The 20,902-nt window shown below is 70.9% G+C and carries 15 protein-coding genes and 1 pseudogene; 5 read left to right on the plus strand and 11 right to left on the minus strand.

Annotated features, from left to right (window positions below; all coding sequences use genetic code 11):
* Window positions 1-5: 5 nt before the first annotated feature.
* Window positions 6-920, minus strand: a complete 915-nt coding sequence (locus ABZY12_RS24075; protein ID WP_356893616.1) for an AAA family ATPase — start codon at window positions 918-920, stop codon at window positions 6-8.
* Window positions 921-924: 4 nt separating this feature from the next.
* Window positions 925-2,142, minus strand: a complete 1,218-nt coding sequence (locus tag ABZY12_RS24080; protein ID WP_356893618.1) for an RNA ligase — start codon at window positions 2,140-2,142, stop codon at window positions 925-927.
* Between the two features lie 211 nt (window positions 2,143-2,353).
* Here ABZY12_RS24080 and ABZY12_RS24085 point away from each other — a divergent pair, with 211 nt between their 5' ends.
* Window positions 2,354-3,304 (plus strand): endonuclease/exonuclease/phosphatase family protein, encoded by a 951-nt coding sequence (locus tag ABZY12_RS24085; RefSeq protein ID WP_356893620.1) that lies wholly within the window; start codon window positions 2,354-2,356, stop codon window positions 3,302-3,304.
* A 161-nt stretch (window positions 3,305-3,465) separates the two neighbouring features.
* Here the strand turns inward: ABZY12_RS24085 and ABZY12_RS24090 are convergent, their stop codons facing one another.
* Window positions 3,466-4,185, minus strand: a complete 720-nt coding sequence (locus ABZY12_RS24090) for a leucine-rich repeat domain-containing protein (protein ID WP_356893622.1) — start codon at window positions 4,183-4,185, stop codon at window positions 3,466-3,468.
* Window positions 4,186-4,454: 269 nt separating this feature from the next.
* Between ABZY12_RS24090 and ABZY12_RS24095 the strand changes: the two genes are divergently transcribed.
* The 3 genes from ABZY12_RS24095 to ABZY12_RS24105 all read left to right on the plus strand — a co-directional run bounded on the left by ABZY12_RS24095 (window position 4,455) and on the right by ABZY12_RS24105 (window position 8,072).
* Window positions 4,455-5,909, plus strand: a complete 1,455-nt coding sequence (locus ABZY12_RS24095; RefSeq protein WP_356893624.1) for a hydrolase — start codon at window positions 4,455-4,457, stop codon at window positions 5,907-5,909.
* A 61-nt stretch (window positions 5,910-5,970) separates the two neighbouring features.
* Window positions 5,971-7,245, plus strand: a complete 1,275-nt coding sequence (locus tag ABZY12_RS24100) for a VWA domain-containing protein (RefSeq protein ID WP_356893626.1) — start codon at window positions 5,971-5,973, stop codon at window positions 7,243-7,245.
* Entirely contained in the window at window positions 7,245-8,072 is an 828-nt protein-coding gene (locus ABZY12_RS24105; RefSeq protein WP_356893628.1) for a hypothetical protein, read from the plus strand. The genes ABZY12_RS24100 and ABZY12_RS24105 overlap by 1 nt, the downstream gene beginning before the upstream one ends.
* A gap of 56 nt (window positions 8,073-8,128) precedes the next feature.
* On the opposite strand, the gene ABZY12_RS24110 is transcribed toward ABZY12_RS24105, so the two are convergent.
* Entirely contained in the window at window positions 8,129-8,323 is a 195-nt protein-coding gene (locus ABZY12_RS24110) for a hypothetical protein (protein WP_356893630.1), read from the minus strand.
* A 117-nt stretch (window positions 8,324-8,440) separates the two neighbouring features.
* Here ABZY12_RS24110 and ABZY12_RS24115 point away from each other — a divergent pair, with 117 nt between their 5' ends.
* Entirely contained in the window at window positions 8,441-9,544 is a 1,104-nt protein-coding gene (locus tag ABZY12_RS24115; RefSeq protein WP_356893632.1) for a DUF6183 family protein, read from the plus strand.
* A gap of 136 nt (window positions 9,545-9,680) precedes the next feature.
* Here ABZY12_RS24115 and ABZY12_RS24120 read toward each other — a convergent pair whose 3' ends face one another.
* From ABZY12_RS24120 to ABZY12_RS24150, 7 genes and pseudogenes are all read right to left on the minus strand, one after another.
* On the minus strand, window positions 9,681-10,874 hold the full coding sequence (locus tag ABZY12_RS24120; RefSeq protein WP_356893634.1) for an alpha/beta fold hydrolase: 1,194 nt from the start codon (window positions 10,872-10,874) through the stop codon (window positions 9,681-9,683).
* A gap of 110 nt (window positions 10,875-10,984) precedes the next feature.
* Window positions 10,985-15,016 (minus strand): glycosyl hydrolase, encoded by a 4,032-nt coding sequence (locus tag ABZY12_RS24125; protein ID WP_356893636.1) that lies wholly within the window; start codon window positions 15,014-15,016, stop codon window positions 10,985-10,987.
* 373 nt (window positions 15,017-15,389) lie between these two features.
* Window positions 15,390-16,007 carry a hypothetical protein gene (locus tag ABZY12_RS24130; RefSeq protein WP_356893638.1) on the minus strand — a complete coding sequence of 206 codons (618 nt, stop codon included), beginning with the start codon at window positions 16,005-16,007 and terminating at the stop codon, window positions 15,390-15,392.
* Between the two features lie 88 nt (window positions 16,008-16,095).
* On the minus strand, window positions 16,096-17,382 hold the full coding sequence (locus tag ABZY12_RS24135) for a YncE family protein (RefSeq protein ID WP_356893640.1): 1,287 nt from the start codon (window positions 17,380-17,382) through the stop codon (window positions 16,096-16,098).
* A gap of 121 nt (window positions 17,383-17,503) precedes the next feature.
* Window positions 17,504-17,959: pseudogene (locus ABZY12_RS24140) on the minus strand (hypothetical protein); the annotation flags it as partial.
* A gap of 19 nt (window positions 17,960-17,978) precedes the next feature.
* Entirely contained in the window at window positions 17,979-18,458 is a 480-nt protein-coding gene (locus tag ABZY12_RS24145; RefSeq protein WP_356893642.1) for a (2Fe-2S)-binding protein, read from the minus strand.
* Window positions 18,459-18,474: 16 nt separating this feature from the next.
* Window positions 18,475-20,832, minus strand: coding sequence for a molybdopterin cofactor-binding domain-containing protein (locus ABZY12_RS24150; protein ID WP_356893644.1), 2,358 nt, complete (start codon window positions 20,830-20,832; stop codon window positions 18,475-18,477).
* Window positions 20,833-20,902 lie beyond the last annotated feature (70 nt).

Here is a 20,902-nt window from a genome sequence, read left to right on the forward strand (position 1 = left end):
GCACTCTAGAAGTTGCCGTAGTTGACCTGCCACGTCGGCAGGCCCATGCGGCGCCACACCGCGACGACGCGGTCGCGGTCGTCCAGGGAGACGCGTACGGCGTAGCGGTGGCGGACATGCGCGTCGAAGAGTTCGGCCTTGACGATGTCGTCGCCGCGGCCGTCACCGGACGCCCGCATCCACAGCTCGTCGTAGGGCACCTCGTGGTGCCGGAGCCAGGCCTCCGTCATCGCGCGGTGGTCCTCGCTGCGTCCTGAGAGGAGGACGATCGTGTCGCGGTGGGCACGCTGGAAGGCCCGCAGGGCGTCCCGTACCGATCCGTTGAGCACGTCGAGGTGGCAGCGGGTGAAGTCGTACGCGCTCCGGTCGCGGCGCAGGGCGAGGGTGCCGTCGATGTCACACATCACCGCGGACGGCAGCGCCGGATCGGGCACGTACGGCTCGACGGAGGGCCGGTCGTTCAGCCAGGCGTCGGTCAGCCGCCAGCCGCCCCTGGTCGCCTTGGCGTGCTTGTCGGCGAGGACGCGGATGATCTCCTCGCCGACCGGACGCGCCCGTTCGCCGTCGCGGCGGACGCATTCCTCGACCGGCACACCGGTGAAGTCGTGGACCACGAAGGTGGCCTGGCCGGCCACCGCCGCCTTCAGACGCCTGGGAACGTGGGGCGTCAGATGCGTGTTGTCGACCACGACGTCGAATCCGCCCTCGACGGCCGCGCGCACGGCGGCGTCCTGGATGCCCAGGACGGTCTGCTCGTGCGCGTGCGAACGGCCCCGCTCGGCGGCGGGCAGGTCGAGCATGGCCCGCAGGTCGTCGAGGTTGACGCGCCGCATCCGGCCCTCGGACCGCGCCTGCAGTTCCCGCGCGGCCGTCGTCTTCCCCGAGGCGGGCAGCCCCGTCATGACATGTACGACTGGCACGGTCTCAGTTCTCCTGGTCGGTCGTGAAGGGATCGGTCGCCTCCGGGCGCACGGCGCGCCAGACGACGAGGTCGGTCGGCCGCCCGTCGAGGCGCAGGAACATCGCCGCCCGGAGGCCCTCATCGCGCAGATCGCGTACGGCACGGGCGAACGCGCCCCGGTCCGCGGCCAGATGGGCGATGCTCCGGTAGGCGTCCTCGATGGCGCGACTCCGCGCCTCCGCCTCGTCCTCCAAGCGCGCGATCACACCGCGCACCCAGGCGTCGAACTCGTCCGGCACCTGCTCGAGCAGGGCGTCCAGCGGCCGGCCGCCCGAGGCCCTGATGCCGCCGAGCTCGGCGACCGAACAACCCAGGCCCTGGGCGAGCCGCTTGGCGGACATCCCGGCGAAGCGCTGGATGCCATGGCTGCGCCAGATGTCCCGTTCGGTGACACCGGTCAGGACCTTGTGGAGCCGTACGTACTCGGACAGCTTGGCCTTCGCCCGTACGCCGGAGGCGAAGCGCAGCACGAACCCTTCGGCGTCCATGCCGGTGGCCGTCCGCCCACCGGGCAGGGTGTTCGACTCCGTCATCTTGATCAGCTCGTCGATCTCCATGGCGGGCCACACCGTGACGACGGAGCCGATGCCCTGCCAGTGGACGGCGGCGTCGGCGAGCGGTATCTCGGTGCCGTCGGCGGCGAAAGCGGCGAGGAGTACGAGGTCCCGGCGGTCGCCGTAGTCGACGACGATACGATTCCGCGGGTAGAGGATCTCCGCGAGGTAGGTCACCCCGGGGACCAGCGCCGCCGTGTCGGTGCGGTCGAGCCGGCGCTGCGCCCAGGTCGCCTGCGCGCTGATGAACGAACCCTTGGAGGCGACCCGCCACCGGCCCGCGTAGTGGAAGACCACCGCGAGGCTGCCGTCGACCTTGTCGTAGACCTCGAACGGCTCGTCGGGCAGCGCGGGCGCGTAGGGCTGTCCGGCCTCGTGCTCGCCGAGGTTGAAGAACTTCGGCAGGGGCAGGGCGACGATCTCCCCGGTGACGTCGTCGGCGACGAGCCCGCGGCAGCGCGTGGTCACCCTGTTCCAGATCCGCTCGTACTGGCACGACCGTGTGTAGGTGTAGATCGACAGAGGCAGCTCGGGGTGCGCCTTGCGCGTGACGTGCCCGGCGTCGAGTGCGGCCGTCAGTTCCTCGGGCGGCAGCAGACGGTGAAGAGTCAGGGTGCCCTGGCTCATGGGTTCCTCCTGGTTCGTGGTGACTCATTGTCATGTACGGGAACCCCGGGCCGACAGCGAATTAGAGGGGGGTGAGCGGCCCCTCGGGGTGCCGGCCCTGGAGCCGCGCGCCGGCTGACCCGCCGCAACCGGATCGCCGCCTCCGGCGTCCCTGTGATCGGCGCACACGCCCCGCGCCGTGGACGGGGGCACCGGAGAGGACGGCACGGCCTTGGCAGAGCGGACCGCGGCTCCGGGGGCGCGGCGGCGCCGTGGGCTGGTCACCGCGGCGGTGATGGCCGTGCTCGGTTGCGTCCTGCTGCTCCACTCCTCGCTCCCCCGCCTGCCGGGTCGTCCCGTCAGCCTGCTGGAGACCTTCCTGCCGTGGCTGGGCCTCGCGGTGCCCGTCGGGCTCGTCCTGGGGGTGGTCCGCCGCTCGGGCGTCGCCGTGGTCGCCTGTCTGGTGGTCGCGGCCGTCTGGGCGGGCGTGTTCCGCGAGGCCCTGCTGCCTCGGGAGCCGGACACGTACGACATGACGCTCGTGCAGCACAACGTCAGCGACGAGAACACGAGCCCCTCGCGGGTCGCGCGGACCGTCCTCGGTGCCGACCCCGATGTCGTCGCCCTCGAGGAGCTGACCCCGGCCGCTCTGCCCGCGTACCGAGCGGCGTTCGCCCGGACGCATCCCCACCACGCGAGCGTCGGCACGGTGGGGCTGTGGTCGAAGCACCCGCTGAAGGACGTCACCCGTGTCGACATCAAGCCCCGGGCGGTGGGCCCGGGCTGGGATCGCGGCCTGCGCGCCGTCGTGCGAGCGCCCGGCGGGGACATCGCGACCTATGTGGCGCACCTGCCGTCGGTGCGGATGCGCCTCACCGAGGGGTACGCGACGGGGTGGCGCGACGAGAGCGCCGCTCTGCTCGGCCGCTCGCTCGCGGCCGAGCGTGGGGGCAAGGTGCTGGTTCTCGGCGACCTCAACGGGACCCTGGACGATCAAGGGCTGCGTCCGGTGACCACGCAGGTGCGGGGAAGCCGCGCGGAGTTCGCGTTCAGCTGGCCGACCGGGCTGCCGCTGGCCCGTATCGACCATGTGCTGGCGCGCGGCGCCAAGGTCGTCGAGACCTGGACGCTGCCGGACACCGGGAGCGATCATCTGCCCGTCGCGGCGCGGGTGCGGTTCTGAGCGGCCGACCGACGAGGCTCGGACGAGGACGAGGACAGGACGCCGACGCGGACGAGGGGACGAGGACGCCGGCCCGGATGCCGACCGGACGAGGGAACGCCGAAGCCGCCGCCGGCCCGGACGAGGGGACGTGGACGAGGACGCGCACGCCCGACCGGGGCTCAGGTCAGGACGACGCAGCCTCGGTGACGCAGCTCCGCCACGAGCGGCAGTTCGGGGTCGATCTCGTTCCACCGCAGGTCCAGCTTCTCCAACGACGGCATCCCCGCGAGCCACTCCGGCAGCCGGTCGAGCCGATTGCTCCGCAGGTCGATGTGGCGCAGCAGCGGCAGACGGGACAGGGAGCCGGGCACCTCGGTCAACGCGTTCTCCCGCAGATCCAGGTGGCGCAGCTCGCACAGGCCGCCGACCGTGTCCGGCAGGTGGCCGAGGTCGTTGCCGCGCAGCCACAGCTCGCGAAGGTCGGCGAGGTCGCCGACGGAGTCGGGCAACGAGGTCAGCCCGCAGTGCTGCGCGCGCAGTTCGACCAGTCCGGCCATGTCGCCGAGGGTGTCGGGGAGAGCGGCCAGCGGATTCTCGCCGACGTTCAGGTAACGCAGGCTCTTCAGCCGGCCCAGACTCGCGGGGAGTCGGGTCAGCCTGTTGTCGTGCAGATAGAGGCAATCGCTCAGCCCCGTCAGGTCGCCCAGTTCCTCGGGGAGTTCGGTGAGGGCGTTGTGACCGAGGTCCAGCGTGCGCAACCGCGTCAGCCGTCCGATCTCACGGGGGAGCGCGGTCAGTTCGTTGTCCGCGAGGATGAGCACGCGCAGCTCGGTGGTGTGCCAGACCGACTCCGGTACATGGCCGAGTCGTCGGCGCCACAGGTTCACGGTGAGGCTCACGTCAGGCTTCCCTTCGCCTCGCGGCGGTGACCGACGGCGGTAGGCCCCGACCTTGTCACAGGGGCGGCGGAGTGCGGCATTCCACAGCGCTTTCTGGTCATGTACGGTTCAGGCGCGCGTGGTTCAGCCGTACGGCCGACGACGTTCTACGCGCGCAGAGTGGCGCCCGCACCCCCCGCACACGCACCCCCGCATACCCCCCGCTCGCCCGAACCGCCTCCCCCTCCGCCCTCATGCCCTCATCCCCTCGCCTCACGGAGGTTCGAAGGATGCCCGGACTCAGAAGGTCCCCGCGCCCACTCGCCACGTTCACCTTCTTCGGTGCCCTGCTCGCCGCGACGGTCACTCCCCTCGCCCCGGCGATCCCGGCCGCGGCCTCGACCGCCGCCCCCGCCGCGGAGACGCCGAAGCGCGTGCTCTTCGACAACTCGAAGGCCGAGACCGCCGGAAACGCCGACTGGATCATCGGCACGGGCCAGCCCGACCCGCTCACCCAGGACGCGACTCCCACGGCCGAGACCGACTGGACCGGAGCCGTCTCCGCCTGGGGCGTGGCGCTGCAGCGGACCGGCAGGTACGCGCTCAAGACGCTCCCGCCGGGCAACAGCATCACGTACGGCACGACCTCGCCGCTCGACCTGCGGAACTTCGACACCTTCGTCCTGCCCGAACCGAACACCCTGCTCAGCACGAGCGAGAAGACCGCGCTGATGAGGTTCGTGCAGGACGGCGGCGGGCTCTTCCTCGTCGCCGACCACACCGGCGCCGACCGCAACAACGACGGCTACGACGCCGTCGAGATCATCAACGACCTGATGGCGAACAACGGGGTCGACAACACCGATCCGTTCGGCTTCACCGTCGACACCGGCACCGTCCAGACCGACAACCCCCGGGCCGTCGCCGACACGACCGACCCGGTGCTCAACGGCTCCTTCGGGAAGGTCACGGGCAGCATCATCCGCAGCGGCACGACGGTCACGCTCAAGCCCGCCGCCAACCCCTCCGTCAAGGGCCTCGTCTACCGCACCGGTTACTCCGGCAACACCGGAGCCTTCTTCGCCACGAGCACCTTCGGCAGCGGCAGGGTGGCCGTCTGGGGCGACAGCTCGCCGATCGACGACGGCACCGGTCAGTCCGGGAACAAGCTGTACGACGGCTGGAACGACACCGCAGGCACGAACGCGCCGCTCGCCCTCAACGCCACCGACTGGCTCTCCGACGCCACCGGCGGCGGGGTCGGCGGGACCTGCACGGCAGGCCAGCTGCTCGCCAACCCCGGGTTCGAGTCGGGCGCGACGGGCTGGTCGGCCACCAGCGGCGTCATCACCGACGACAGCGGCCGGCCCGCCCGTACGGGCACGTACAAGGCATGGCTCAACGGCTACGGCTCCGCCCGCACCGACACGCTCGCCCAGTCGGTCACCATCCCGGCGGGGTGCACCTCGGCCACGTTCGGCTTCCATCTGCGCATCGACACGGCCGAGACCACGACGACCACGGCGTACGACCAGCTCAAGGTGCAGGTGCTGAACAGCGCCGGTACGGTGCTGTCCACGCTCGCGACGTACTCCAATCTGAACGCGTCCGGCGGCTACGTCCAGCGCGACTTCAGCCTGGCCGGATACGCGGGACAGACGGTCACCCTCAAGTTCACCGGAAGCGAAGGCTCCACGCTCCAGACCTCGTTCGTCGTCGACGACACGGCGGTCACCGTGAGCTGACGCACCCGAGCCTCTCCGCACCGTTTTGGATTGTCGGACGATCATCCCTACGATCCGGCAGATGATCACGAGAAAACGGCTGGCGACCGGGGCGTGCGCGCTGCTCGCCGCCCTGGCCGTCGGCCTCCTCCCGGCAGGTGCGGCCGCCGACGAACCGGCGGCCGCGGAATCCCCCAAGGTCGAGCTGGTGCTCGACGTCAGCGGCTCGATGCGGGCACGCGACATCGACGGTCAGTCCCGCATGGCGGCCGCCAAGCAGGCCTTCAACGAAGTGCTCGACGCGGTGCCCGAGGAAGTGCAGCTCGGCATACGCACTCTCGGCGCCGACTATCCGGGAGAGGACCGCAAGAAGGGCTGCGAGGACACCCGGCAGCTCTACCCGGTCGGCCCGCTCGACCGGACCGAGGCCAAGGCGGCGGTCGCCACGCTGGCGCCCACCGGCTGGACGCCGATCGGTCCCGCCCTGCTGGGCGCCGCCGAGGACCTCAAGGGCGGTGAGGCCACCCGGCGGATCGTGCTCATCACGGACGGGGAGGACACCTGCGCCCCGCTCGACCCCTGCGAGGTGGCGCGTGACATCGCCGCCAAGGGCATCCACCTCACCATCGACACCCTGGGCCTGGTGCCGAACGCCAAGATCCGGCAGCAGCTCACCTGCATCGCGGAAGCGACCGGCGGCACCTACACCTCCGTCCGGCACACGGAGGAACTCTCCAAGCGTGTACGGCAGTTGGTCGACCGCGCGGCGGACCCGGTGGTGACCCCGGTCGCCACCGAGGGCGCCGCGCGGTGCGCCGACGCCCCGCAGCTCGAGCCCGGCCTGTACACCGACCGCGAGACCTTCGGCCAGCACCGCTGGTACCGGGTGGACGTGCTTCCCGGACAGGAGCTGCGGGCCTCGGTGAGCGTCTCGGCCGACCGCGCGGTGAACAACGACTACGGCGTCCTGCTGCGCGCGGTGACCGTGCGCGGACGCGAGATCGTCCGAGGCGCCGAGGCCGGCGACGGGCGGACGGACGTGATCTCGACCGGTCTGCGTTATCCCAAGCGCCCGCTCGACGACATCGACGGGGACGCCAAGCCGGCCGCGGAGACCGTCTGTCTCCAGGTCAGCAATTCCTTCTCCGCGCCGCCTTCGGTGAAGACGACGCCCGGCATGCCGATCGAGCTCGCCGTCGACCTGGTCGACGCGCCCGACGAGGCGTCCGACGTGGCCGCCTTCGGCCTCGGCCGCGGCTGGTGGCTGCTCGGCGTGCTGGTACTGGCCGGTTTCGTGGGCGGTCTGCTGTGGGGCTGGCTGTCCCGCTGGCGCGTCGCCGTCTGGAGGACCAACTGATGCGTACCGTAAGCACGCTGACCGCCGTCCTGCTGGCCGGCGCCGGACTGCTCGGCGCGGCCGGTGGCGCCCAGGCCGACTCCCCCTCCCCCAGCGCGAGCGCGTCGGCACCGACGGCCGAGGACGGGCCGACGGAGGCCGGCACCACGTTCCGTACCGCCGCCGCGTTCCGGCAGGGACAGCGGGCCGTCGCCGAGGCCTCCACGGGCGACTACCTCTACTGGGTTTTCCCGGCGGACAGCGGGCAGCGCCCCACGGTGACGGCCGCGGTCACGTTGCCCGAGCCTGCCGCCCGGCACGGTTCCTCCACGTGGCGGATCGACGTCTACGACGGTCTGCGCCGCCGGCAGCCGTGCGTGTACGGGACGCAGTCCAGGGCCGCGGAGAAGGAGGCCGCTTCCGTGGAGCTGTCCTGCACCTTGCGCACGGTCCGCCCCTGGGCCGAGACCTGGGACGACGATCCGCTGCCCGGCAGCTATTACGTACGGCTGACGGTGACCGGTCTTCCGGAGGAGGATCTCGGTCAGCCGTTCACGGCGCGGGTCGGGGCGGTATCCGCGGAGAAGGGCGGCGCCTACGCGGGCGGCGGCTCCCTGGCCGCCCCGCTGGTGCCCGGTGCCACGACGGAGGAGGCGGCCGAAGCGGACGCGTCGGCGCCGTCGGCGGTCGAGGCACGGGCGCCCGAGGGCGGCTGGTCGTCCGGCTGGTGGTCCGACCGCTGGATCTGGACGGCGGTGGGTGGAGCGCTCGGCGCGCTGGCCGGGATCGCCGGTCACTCGCTGACCCGGGGTTCGGGTCGCCCGTCGCGGGTTCCCCCGGCCGTCTGAGCGGTGCGAGCGGCCACAGCCGTCCCCGAAGGGGATCCGTGGCCGCTCGCGGCGCCTCAGGGCAGCAGTGGGCGCCCCGCGCGGGCGGCGTCGAAGTGCTCGGGTGTGAGGGCGTCCTCGCCGTACTCCTCGACGAAGGCGAGCACGCGGCCGAGCGGCGAGTCGGGGGCGGGCGGCTCCTCACCGACCGTGCCGCCCAGCATCATCGCGCCGAACATCGCACCTACGTCCTGAGGGTCGTTCATGTCCATGCGGGCACGATAGACGGCGGGCGGGACGGACGGCGAGCGTGGCGGACGGAGCGTGGGCGGGACGGTCGGCCGGGGGCGCCCGGGGCCGGCGCGGAACGCCGCCGTAGGCTGAAACCCATGTCCGACACCGCCGCCCTTCCCGACGACGCGTCGCTGCGGGTCTACGCGGTCACCGACCCCGAGCGCCTGCACACCTTGGCCATCGAGGCGGCCGGCGCCGCCGGATCGCTGTACGCCCACGACGTCGTGCGGGTCGCCGAGTTCCTGACCGGGCACCGCTCACAGGCCGCCACGGACTGGGCGGTACGACTCGGGGAGCACGCGGCCCGCCTCGGCGACGCGCCGGGGGCCCGGTCGCTGACGCGGCGCATTGCCTGGGAGTTGGTACGGCGACCGAGTTCGGCCGCGCTCCGGCCGCACTTCGAGCGGCCGCCCGAGCGGTCCGACGATCCGGAGACGGAGTTCCACGCCTGCCTCCTCCAGGAGATGGCCCTGCGCTGGGGGCTGCGCGACGAGCCGTACGTGACGTACGGCTCGCGGCTGCGCGAACTGGGGCATCCGCTCTCCTGGCTGCCCCTGGCCTCCTTGTACTTCGAGCACGCGATGCTCGAACGTGGCTGCACGCAGGGGACGTCGCTCGGCTCGTTCACCCCGGAGCAGTTGCGTGACCGCTACCCGGAAATACCGTCGACCCCGGCCGGAGCGGCGGCGGGAGCGGAGGCGCGCGAGACGCCGGACGAGCCGCGCACCGAGGCGGCCCTGGCTCCCTTCGCCGCATTGGGGGCGTCCCAGGCACACTTCTTCACCCTGCCCCGGCCGCTCGACCCCGCCGACTTCAACTCCGCGCTGCTGACGTCACTGAGGATCGGATGCCTGGAGGGCCTGGCCCCGGACACTCTCGCGGCCGGACACACCACCGCCGACGACGTGGCGGGTGATCTGTTCGTCGCCCCGTTCTCGGGCGGTCTGTGGGGCGAGGGGCAGCAGGGCGCGTACAGCAGGCTGCTGGCGTGGCGCGGACTGTACGCCCTGATGGATCTGGATCCCGCCGTCCCCCACCACGAGGCTGTACGTCTGGCGGCCGAACACCGCTGGCTGCGGCTGGCCGTGCGGCGTGGAGCGGGCCGCTGGTTCCACGGGGACCTGTCCGACGTGGCGTTCGCGGTACTCGACCCGAGCCGCCGCCGCGTCGCGGTCGTGGCGGCCACCGACACCGACTGAGGAGTGTCCGCGAAGCATCGCCGTCCGCCCGAAGGGCGGGGCCCGCGGCGTCCGGTGCGTGCGATCGCCCGTCTGCCTCGCCTCACGCCGGAGACTGGTGTCGCCCGGCCCTGCGTGTCCTCTGCGGCCAGGGGCCTCACTCCACTTCCGCCAGCACGCCATCAGCGTCCATGACCCAGCTTCCGCTCTCGACGCCGTACACCTTCTTGCCCTGGAGCCACTTCCAGGACATGTGTTGCAGCACCTGGGCCGGCCGACGTTCCCAGACCGGGTTGTGGTCCCAGCCCTCGACACGGAGCATCAGCTTGTCGGCGCCCGGGATCGCCTTGTAGAGCTTCGGGACGGAGAAGTGCAGCACCGGCCCCATCTCCTGCGGTGTGTTGGCCGTTCTGTCCTGGTCTCCGTAGACGATGCACACCGGTACGGCGTTGCCGAGCTTGGATCCATGCGGCACGGTGCTCGTGTTCCAGCCCCACCAGTAGGAGTTGCGCCACCGCATCACGCCCTCAGGTTCCCCTGCGGTGGTGCCGCCCCACTTCTGGCCGATGCTGTCGCAGTCCATGATGGCCTGCCACACGTGTTCGGCCAGCTCCTTGTCAGTGATGTTGGCTTGGAGTCCTGCCTTGCTGGTCAGGTTCATCGGGAAGCCGAAGACCGCCGGAGGATTGGACTCGGGCTGCGTGGGCAGGGGCGTTCCGGGAGGCGGCGCGAAGGGCGCACCGGTGTTCGTCGACCACCGGCCGTTCGGGGGGAACATGGGCGCGAGAAGGAACAAGCTCGCCACGTTCCCGGGATTCTGCAGCGCGTACGGGCCCATGACGAACGCGGCCGCGGACCAACCGATGAACGCGACCTTCTCGTTGTTGCACCGCCCCCTGATGAACGTGACGACTGTGCCCAGCTCGTCCCATTCGCTCTTGGAGTTGCCCAGTTGGTGCGCGTAGTTCGCTTCCGGGTCGCAGTCCTCCGTACCGGGATTGACCTTCAGCAGGCCCCGCTGGGCCGGGTTGGCGTTGCACGGGTCGTGCATTTCCGGCCGGTGAGAGAGCCCTGATCCCTGGAGGTCCATGATGTAGACGTCGTAGCCCTTGCCCGCCAGGGCCTGCGCCCAGCTGTAGCTGGTGTCCGGGTGCGGGGAGCCGCCCGCCGGAGGGAGCACGAGGTCGAAGCCGGGCAGGGCCGGAGTGCTCCTGCCGTGGAGCATGAGGACCGGCTTTGGGGTGCCGCCGGATCCGGCGCCCTTGTATTCCCGTACGAAGAGTTCGATCTCGTCGCCGAAGTTCGCCGGGATGGTCGAGGTGTGCTTGACCCGGTGGTTGATGGGGTTCATGTGCGGCATGGTCGCCTCCTGGTGGTGTTCGCCCCTGAGGAACGGTTGTTCCCGTGAGCGGTCAGCTCCACCGCCCCGGGCGGTACGGGGAGCCGAGTCGGCGGGAACGATCATGCATCGGGACGGCCGTCGTCGGTCTGGGGGTACTTCCGCTGCGCGCGCTCGGGGTGGGCGGGCCGGACGACGTAGGTGCTGCCGCCCAGCGGCTTGTTCTGGAACTCCTGGAGGACGTGGAACTCCACGGGGCGGTCCGCCGCGCCTTCGGGCAGCCGGACGTTGACGGCCAGCCCGCGCGAGCCGCGATCAGGGTCGATGTGCACGCCTTTCAGCTCGTTCTTGCGGTGCTCGTCGGGTTTCATCACGAATGAGCGCGCGAAATCGAACTTGCGCACCTGTCCGTTGCGGTCGGTGAACGTGGCGGGAAGGATCTGGTCCGCGTTGTCGAGCGGCTCCACTCCATGGCCGGGCTGCGGCCCCTGGGCGTTCCCGAGCTTCTCGAAGGCGATGTACAGCCGCGTCCCCTCGGGCAGGCTCGCCCAGTCGAACCGCACGGTGAATGCCTGGGCCGTCTGCTTGAGGTTGTTGAGCAGGATGATGAACGCTTTGGACGGGGTGACACCGCCGGGAACCGCGTCCTCGACCTGGAGGTTCTTCAGCGCGGCGTGCTTCTTCGAGGTCACCAGCGTCCCCACGTCGAAGATCTGGGCGGCCTGGATGGGGTCCTCGTCGCAGGTGGCGACGGCCAGGACACACGAGTGTGCGGCCGCTGTGGACGGGATGAGGAAGTCCCACTCGGCAACGCCCGGTTCCCCCGCCTCCAGCCTGGTGAACGTCCTGGTCGGGCCGAGGGGCGTGTACGCCGTGGCCGTGGGGTCGCCGACGAAGGGCTTGCCGTTGGACCAGAAGTCCGGGGGCAAGGCCGGCAGGATGGCGGATGCGTCGGCGAGGAAGGCTCGCACGCGGACGTTCGTCGCCGCGCTCACGCCCCGGTTGTGCACCTGGAGGTAGAAGCGGTTCGTGCGTGCCCTTCGCGCCGTGCGGTGGGCGATCTGGGTCAGGGCGACGTAGTCTCCGACCGGGCTGGCGGTCTGGTAGTCGGGCTCCGGGGCGTCCACGAGGATGTCGGGGCTCTGCCACCACCACATCGTGCCCGGTGTGGGGCTGGGGTCGAAGGGGTCTGCGACGCCCGACGGGGACGGCTGGACCCGCCCGGAGTCGAGCACGGTGTCGCGCAGGTACAGGTCGACCATTCCGGTCTGCCCCGCGTCGACGGGCCGCTCCCAGACGCTCCGGCCGTGCGTGGCAGCGCGCAGCAGCCGGCGCTTGGCGTGGAGGGCGAGGTCGAACACCGGCACGTTGGGCAGGCCCTGGTCCCACGGGAGCCAGGTCAGGCCGGCGTCTTCGGTCCGGAACACACCGATGTCACCGCCGCAGAAGAGCCGGTTGCCGTTCGCCGGGTCGATGACGATCGTGTTGATGGGATTGGCCTGTGCCAGGCCGTTGGAACGGGAGGTCCAGACGGTGTCGGTCGCGGCCCGCCGGTAGACGTGGTCGTTGCTGAACTCGCCGGGCTCCTCAGTGTCGAGGAGGCCTGCGATCGCCACCCAGACGGTACCCGCGGGGTCGACGGCGATGTCCGAGATGCACACCAGCGGCAGGGACGGCCCCGTCAGATCGGTGCGCGTCACGTCCGCGGGGTTCCAGGTCGCTCCCGTGCGCCGGTACCGGTAGACCCGCCCGCCCTCCGTTCCGGCGTATACGGTGTCGCTGTCGGCCGGATGGACGGCGATGGCCGTGATCGCCTGGCCGGGCCCGGCCGAGACACTCGACCACGTGTCCGCGCTGTTCGCGCTGCGCCACAGTTGGTCGCCGCCGAAGTAGCAGGTCGTGGGGGTGGTCGGGTCGAGCGCGAACGGAGCGTAGAACTGGACACGGCCGGAGATCCCGCTGTTCTTCAGCATCCACGAAGCACCGGCGTTGTCCGACCGGTAGATGGTCTCGTTGGTGTACTCCTGATACATCCGAGTCGGCTTCGACGGATCGATGGCCGTGAATCCGCCGTCCCCGAAGGCGGACACCGTCCATGCCGGAGTTCCGGCGTACCGCTGGACGCCGTTGTCCTGGGTGCCGCCCAGCATCACGTTCTCCCAGTCGGGGTGCAGGGCGATCGAGTGGAACTGCAGCGTGGCCAGGTCGCGGTTGCGATGGTTCCACGTCATGCCCGTGTCGGTGGAAGTCTGGATGCCGCCGTCGTTGGCGTCCCAGCAGGTCGCCGTGTTGACCGGATCGAAGACGAAGGCGTGGTGGTCGGCGTGGACGTTCGGGACGGGCTCGAAGACGCCGCCGCCCGTGGTGGAGCGCCACAGGTCTCGCTCGGCCACGAACAGGATGTTGGGGTCGGTCGGGTGCACCGCCACGTGGAGGGCGTAGTAGCTCATGGCGGTGAAGGAGAAGCCGACCGTGTGGGTGTGGCCCGTGGCGTCGTTGTCGGTGGTGAGGCTCACCGATCCACCACCGGCCAGACGCGCGAACTGCTGCGCCGTGAACGAGACGGTGTGAGTATGGCCCGGCGTCGTCCCGCCCGTGGTGCTCGTGTACGTATGGGGGGCCGTCGGCGCGGACATGTCGGAGGCGGGCACCGTGAAGGAGTGGATGTGCCCCGCGCTCACGGATGTCCGGGACAGCGCCGGGTGGTTGAGACGCATCGGGACTGCCGACCAGGTGGTCCCTCCGTCCGTCGTCCTGGCCAGGCCCGCAAAGCCGGGGAACGTGGCGAACAGGGCGAGAGCCACATCGGGGTCCCCCGCCTGCTGAGCCATCGCCACGCGATCGAAGGTGCCGGCTGTGGGCAGCGCCGGGCTGCTGATGGCCGTCCAGGTGGACCACGTCCCGTTGGTTCGGGTGCTGGTCATCAGGCCCTGGCCGAAGTAGGCGGCGATGACCTTCACGGTTCCCGTCGGCCCCGGGACCCTGAGCGCCACCATGTCGCTGAACAGGCCGGGGGTCCGCACCGTCCAGTTCACACCGCCGTCGGTGCTCTCGCAGACTCCGATGCTGGACGACAGCAGCAGCCGCTTGCCCGTGGTGTCCGTCGGGTCGAAGACCAGGCGGGTGATCTCGTCCCGGTCGAAGACATTGAACCCCAGCTCGGTCCAGGTGTCGCCGCCGTCGAGGGAACTCAGCAGACCGTTGCCGTAGTACGTGTCGTGGGAGGCCCGCATCTCCCCTGTCCCCGCGACGATGTGCAGGTGGTTGCCGGGGTCGATGGCCAGGGCACTGATCGCCAGGCTGCGCTGGAAGTCCGACTTCGGGGTCCAGGTCAGCCCTCGGTCCGTGCTCTTCCACACGCCGCCGTTCGCCGTGCCGAGGTACATCGTGTTCGTGTCGGTGGGGTCGATGGCGATCGCGAGGGCGCGGCCGCTGTAACCGGTGCCGGTGTACACCAACGGGCCAGGCCCTACGGGCGTCCAGTTGGTCCCGCCCGGCACTGGCGCCGACCGGACCATTTCGAGCCGGTCCTGCTCGGCCGTGACGCGCAGGGCCTCCTCGAGCCGGTCGCGGCGCTCACGGAGGGCTCGGACGTGTGAGATCTGCGTTTCCCGGACGCCGTCCGGGATGCGCCCGAGGTGACCGAAGCGGCGCTCCCAGTGGTACCGCTCGCGCTCGAAGGGGCTGTCACCTTCCTCCCGCGTCTCACCGGCGGCCCCTTGCTCCTCTTCGTGGTCCGTCGGAGGAGCCTCGCCCCCGCGGGCTTCCGTGCGTGCCCTGACCACCACAGCCGTGTGGGCGTCGGGCTGGTGGCCGTTCTGCTCGTACGCGGTTCCGTTCTGCGCGTACGTCGCCGTGATGCGGTGCTCGCCCGGTTCCAGCCGGAGAGTCGAGAGCCGGCAGAGGAAGGTTCCCGTGCCGTCCGGTCGGATCGCCTCGCCGTTGTTCCGGTGGCCCTGCCCGTCCAGCGGCTCGTACGTCTGCGCCGACGGGTACGTCTTCCCCGTCCCGTCCGTCTCGGGTCGGGCCCCGTCCGGACCGGTGAAGGGCACGGTCAGCCCTTGCAGCATGCGATCGGCCATGACCGCCTGCCCGTCGATCGTCAGCAGAACCGGCCAGCTCTGCCATCCTGTCCCGTGGATCTCGAGGGGCATGCCCTGCGTACACTCGCGCGGGCTTGCGATGAGGAGAGGGGTGGAGGCCGTGTCACTCTCGGACCGGCCCGTGCTGCTTCCGTAGCCGTCCATGTATTTCACGATAGGCGCAGGTCAGAAGCCATGCCTGTCCAAGCTTCAATGTTTGAACGGGATTGGATGTCGGCGTTCCAGTGGCGTTCGTTCAGGAAGCGCCCGCCGCGATGTTCGGTCGGGCGTAGGTCTTGATGCGGTCACCCTCGCGGCAAAGGCTGACAACCAGCGGCGGGACGAACTCCGACTTGACTTCAGGGGGTTCACGGCGGCGTATCACGACACCGTGAGCCACCATGCGAGATCATTCGAAGACACTCCCTCGCCGGCCTCCGACCGGTCAGTGGGGCGCCGACCGCGCGCGGCGGGGCCAGCCGTAGCCGTCGATGAACTGGTCGAGGACGGGTGAGGTTCCGGTCGCGAGCAGGACGCAGGCGTCGATCCCGTCGGCGAAGGACGCGTCGGGACCGCCGACGGCTCGCTCCATCCTCTCCTGGGAGCTGATGCCGATCAGCCCGCCGTCGACGATGTGCTGCCACACCGTCGCGTACCGCCTGCCGGGGAGAACCAGTTGGGCCGATCCAGCCGCGGGGCGGGGGCCGAGGAACCGCAGGTGCAGCTTGAGCAGCGGGTCGTGGCCCCCCATGCCGGACCAGCCGGTGGCGACCTCCAGCCGGCCGTACGTGTCCGCGGCTCCGGCCTCGTCGAGGATCGCGAACGCCTCTCGGAGCTGCGGTATGACGCCGAAGGTCCGCTCGTCCTCGTGGACGTAGACGACGAACAGCGGGTCCAGCGTTTCGAGGCCCGGTCCGTCGCCCGCCGACATGATCCCGGCCGCGGCGACGAACACCGTGCCGGCCAGGAAGTCCTGCCGGTGTCTCGCCTCGTCCTCGGGTGTGAACGACGTCCTGCGCAGCTGGGGCTCGTGTGTCGGCCGTGTCGGCTCGTCCTGGTTCACGGCGGGGAGGCTTCCCCTCGCCGCCTCTCGTACACCTCGGTCGCGCCCTCACGCACCCGTGCGCCTCCGTGCGCCGGGCAGGGGCCGGTCAGCCCGTGGACGGGCCCGCGGCGGGGCCGCTCCAGTCGGCGGGTACCCGGGCGAGCCGGACTCGCTGCGGGTGATCGCCGACGGCGACGGTGGCGACCTTGCGGCCGGTGGCGAAGTCGATGGCCGTCACCCGGTCCGCGCCGCTCTCGGAGATGACGCAGGAGCGGCCGTCCCCGCTGACGGTCGCCCAGTAGGGCTTGGACGCCTCGACCAGCGGCCCTTCCTGGAGGGTCGCCCGGTCGACGACCGTGGCGTAGTCGTCCATGGTGCCGGCGACGCAGAGCCGCTCGCCGTCCGGGCTCATCGACATGCCGTGGTGGCGGGAGTCGTTGACCCAGGTGGTGCGGTCCGGGTCGGTCGCGGGGTTCTTGGGGAGTTCCTTGACGCGGGTGATCCGGTCGGCGACGACGTCGTACTCGACGAATCCGTTGAAGAAGGAGACTTGGAAGTAGAGCGTGGACTCGTCCGGGGTGAAGGCCACCGGCCGTACGGCGTCGGAGAGGTCCTTACGGCCGAAGGCGTCGAGCCGGGCACGCATGTCGACGACCCGTACGGGCTCGAAGGTGCGGGCGTCGACGACGGTGATGCGACGGTCCCCCTTGGTCCAGTCGAGCCACGGCTCGTCCAGGGCGGTGGTGACTTCGCCGATGGACATGTTCCAGAGGTACCGGCCGTCGGCGCTGAAGACGTTCTCGTGCGGCTTGTCGCCGGTGGCGAACGAGCCGACCTCCTCGCCGGTGACGATGTCGAGGACGTGCACGGTGTTGGAGGTGGAGGCGGAGACGGCGACGCGGGTGCCGTCGGGCGAGACCGCCATGTGGTCGGAGCGGAACCCCGATACGGGGAAGCGCCAGTTGATCGCTCCCGTACGCAGGTCGAGGGAGACGACGTCGGCGAAGCTGGGGCGGGAGACGACCATGGCGGAACCGTCCGGTGTGGCGTACATGTCGTCGACGAACTGGTCGTGCCCCTCGCCGGGGCCCTGCCGGATGCCGAGGAAGTAGGCCAGCTTGACGGGGTTGAGGCCGATCTCCCACATCCGCTGCTCGCGGTCGGGGATCACATTGACGCGGCCGATCCGCCGGAAGTCGCCGGTGGAGCGGATGACGTCGGCGGTGCCGTCCCAGTTGTTGCCCACGAACATCACCTCCCGCAGGCCGGCGGCGCCCTGGTCGCTCGGAGCCGCGGCCACGGTTCCGCCGTTGCCGGCGGTGATCGCGAGGACGGCGGCGAGGGAGCCGAGCAGGAGGCGGCGCGCGCCGCGACCCGTACGGTGAGCAGACATCCGGGTTCCTTCCAGGAGACGGCCGGGCCGCCGACGACCTTGCGGAAAAAGCGAGTTACTCGAAAGTAAGCAGTTGTCGCTTCCGCCACAAGAGTCGGTGCGGAACAAGTCCGGGTGTCCGTCAGCCGGCCGGCGTGGCGGCGGAGCGGACCCGGACGTTCCAGCGCCCGTCGTTACGCTCCAGCGCCAGCGGCAGACCGAAGCAGGCGCTGACCGCTTCCGGCGTGAGAACGTCCCGGACCTCGCCCTGGGCCGGCGTCCGTCCGCCACTCAAGAGCAGTGCGTGCGTGGTGGCCGCGGGAAGTTCCTCCAGGTGGTGGATGACGTGGACGGTGGCGGGTGCGCGGCGGTTGCCGAAGAGACAGCCCTCGACGCGCTGGGCGCCGGCCAGGACGGCGATTTCGGCACAGGCGACGCCCGTACCCCGGTCGTTGTGGGGGCGCACGGAGAGGATGACGCTGTCGCGCCGTGCGAGGTGCCGGTGCGTGTACTCGATCTGGTCGGCGTAGACGTTGGGCGTGGAGATCTCCACGGTGGCGGGGAGGTTGTGGGTGACGGGCCGGTCGGGGCTCGCGTCCCGGCGTCACCGCCGGGCGTCACGGCATGCGGCGCGCTCCGGCCACGATCGCCTCACGGATACGGTTGTAGGTGCCGCAGCGGCAGATGTTGCGGATCTCGTCCAGGTCGGCCTCGTCGATCTCCCGCCCGGCCTCCCGCGCCCGGCGGACCTTGGCGACCGCGGTCATGATCTGGCCGGGCTGGCAGTAGCCGCACTGGGCGACGTCGAGATCGAGCCATGCCTCCTGCATGGGATGGAGGTCCTGGCCGACGGTGGCCGGCAGGCCCTCGATGGTGGTGATCTCGTCGGTGGGGCCGATGTCCTTGACCGGGACGGAGCAGGGGTTGAACGCCTTGCCGTTGATGTGGCTGGTGCACGCCTGACAGACGCCGAGTCCGCAGCCGTACTTCGGCCCGGTGACACCGAGGACGTCCCTGAGGACCCACAGCAGCCGGACGTCGTCCTCGACCTCCGCCGTGACGGCCTTGCCGTTGAGTATGAAGGTGTGATGCGGCACGGGGGCTCCTGGTCTGCTAGAAGGCGCGGCCGAGGCCGTCGGTCGGCGAGGCGGGGATCGGCGGGGTGGTGGGCAGCGGCTCGAAGCCGAGCGGCTCGGTGTGGTTGACGGGGAAGGTCGTCGGCATGGTGCCGGTGGCCCGGCCGTAGGCGCAGGCGACGGCGGCCATCGCGCCCGCGACGGCCAGCTCCCCCGCGCCGCCCGGCCGGTCCGTGGTCGGCGGCATGACGATGATCTCGAGCTCGGGCGGGGTGTTCCACTGCCGGGTGTAGAAGTAGTTGTCCCAGCTGCCCTCCAGGAAGTGCCCGTCGCGCAGGTGCAGGCCGGAGGTGAGCGTCACGGCGATGCCGTCGATGATGCCGCCCATCATCTGGGCCTCGAGTCCACGGGGGTTGACGGCGAGACCGACGTCCACGGCACAGACGACCTTCGTGACGCGCGGGCCGGTGTACGCGTCGGGGATCTCCCGCCCGGTCGTCGCGGGCTGGCAGTCGATCTCGGCGAGTACGGCGAGGAAGGCGTGGTACTCGGGGTGGACCGCGATCCCCTGGGCGGTGCCCGCGGGCATGGTCCGACCCCAGTCGCCTGCCTGCGCGACCTTGTCGAGCACGGCCCTGGCCCGCTCCTCCTTGAGGTGCCGGCGGCGGAACGCGTAGGCGTCCTGGCCCATCCGCTTCGCCAGTTCGTCGACGACCAGCTCCTGCGCGCAGCGGACGTTGGGCGAGTAGATGTTCCGCATGGAGCCGGTGTTGAAGCCCTTGTCGGTCTCGCTCAGCAGCATGGTGGTGGCGCCGAAGTGGTAGGGGCTCTGCTGGGTGAGCTGGAAGATCGTCTCGGAGAACGTGAGGTCGGCGACGGGGAGCCGGGCCGCCTCGGAGGTGATGATCTCGCCGAGCCCGTGTCCGAAGTCGGTGGCGACGGAGGTGTGGCGCTGCTCGTACGTCAGCACCTCTCCGAGCGTGTACGTGGCGCGCACCCGGGAGGTGGACATCGGATGCGTACGGCCCTGACGGAAGTCGTCGGTCCGGTGCCACATCAGTTTGACGGGCTTGCCCATGGCCCGGGAGGTCTCGGCGGCCTCGCGGGCCGCGTCGTGGAAGAGTCTCCGGCCGAACGACCCGCCCCCCTCGGTGACATGGACCTTCACGGCGGTGGCCGGCAGGCCGAGCTGGAGGGCGATCTGCTCCTGGGCGACGATCGGCGACTTCAGGCTCGCCCAGATCTCGGCCGAGTCCTGCCGTACGTCCGCGACGGCGCAGTTGGTCTCCAGGGCGCTGTTGCTGGCGAAGTGGAACGTGAAGCGGGCGTCGACGGCCTTGGTGAGGAGCGGCAACGGGGGTACGACCAGAGGCAGTTCCGCCGCGCGCAGCTCGCGCAGGACGGTCGCGTCCGACGCCCCTTCGGCGGTGCCGGGCCCCCACGTGACCTTCAGGGCACGGACGGCGTCGACGCACTGCCCGAAGGTGCGGCCGCGGACGGCGACTCCCGTGGAGATCCGTACGACGTCGGTGATGCCGGGCATGGCGCGGACCTCGTCGAGGTTCTCGACCGAGCGGACCGTGCCGTTGATCGTCGGCGGTCTGCACACCATCGTGGGCAGCGCGCCGGGCACCTGTACATCCATCGCGAACGTCTTGCGTCCCGTCACCGCCGCCAGGGCGTCGATCCGGCGCTGCGCGGTCCCGATGACCCGGAAGTCGGAGGTCTCCTTGAGGGTGACCCGGACCCGCTCGCCGGTGAGGGACGCCGCCTTCGCGGCCAGCTCGCCGTACGTGAGGCTCTTCCCGGTCGTCGAGGAGACGATCGCTCCGGCCTTGGCGGTGAGCGAGCCGACGACCTCGCCCAGCTCCAGGGCGGCGGCCCGCAGCAGCCGGTCCCGGGCGACGGCGGCGGCGACCCGGATGGGGGTGAAGGTGGAGATCGTCGTGTTGGAACCGCCGGTGAGCTGGTTGAAGAGGAGCTCCGGCCGTGCGTCGGCGAGCGTGACGCGCACCTTGTCGAGGGGCAGGTCGAGCTCCTCGGCTATCAGCATCGCGGAGGAGGTGGTGACGCCCTGCCCCACCTCGGCCCGGGGCAGGGCGAAGCAGGCCGTGCCGTCGGATTCGATCCGGATGGTGATCAGGTGCGCGGTGGGCAGTGCGGCATGGGTGAGCATGTCGTTGAGGTCGTAGATCTCGGACGGCGAGGGCGGTGTCGGGACGACGGTGGACACCGCCGCGGTTGCGGTCGGGGGCGCGAGCGCCGCTTCGCCGAGTTGCGCGGCGACGGTCAGGGTCGGTGCCGCCAGTACGTAACCGAGGAATCGACGCCGGCCCATGGCGCGGGGCGCGGACTCCTGGTGCGGGGGCTCGGGCGCGTCGTCGCGTGCTGTCATCGGCTGCCCTCTCGAAGAAGCGTGAAGTCCGGAAGCGTGAGGTCGGGAAGCGTGAGGTCGGGAAGCGTGG

This window comes from Streptomyces sp. NPDC006551 (assembly GCF_040611675.1).
In the GTDB taxonomy this organism is placed as follows: domain Bacteria; phylum Actinomycetota; class Actinomycetes; order Streptomycetales; family Streptomycetaceae; genus Streptomyces.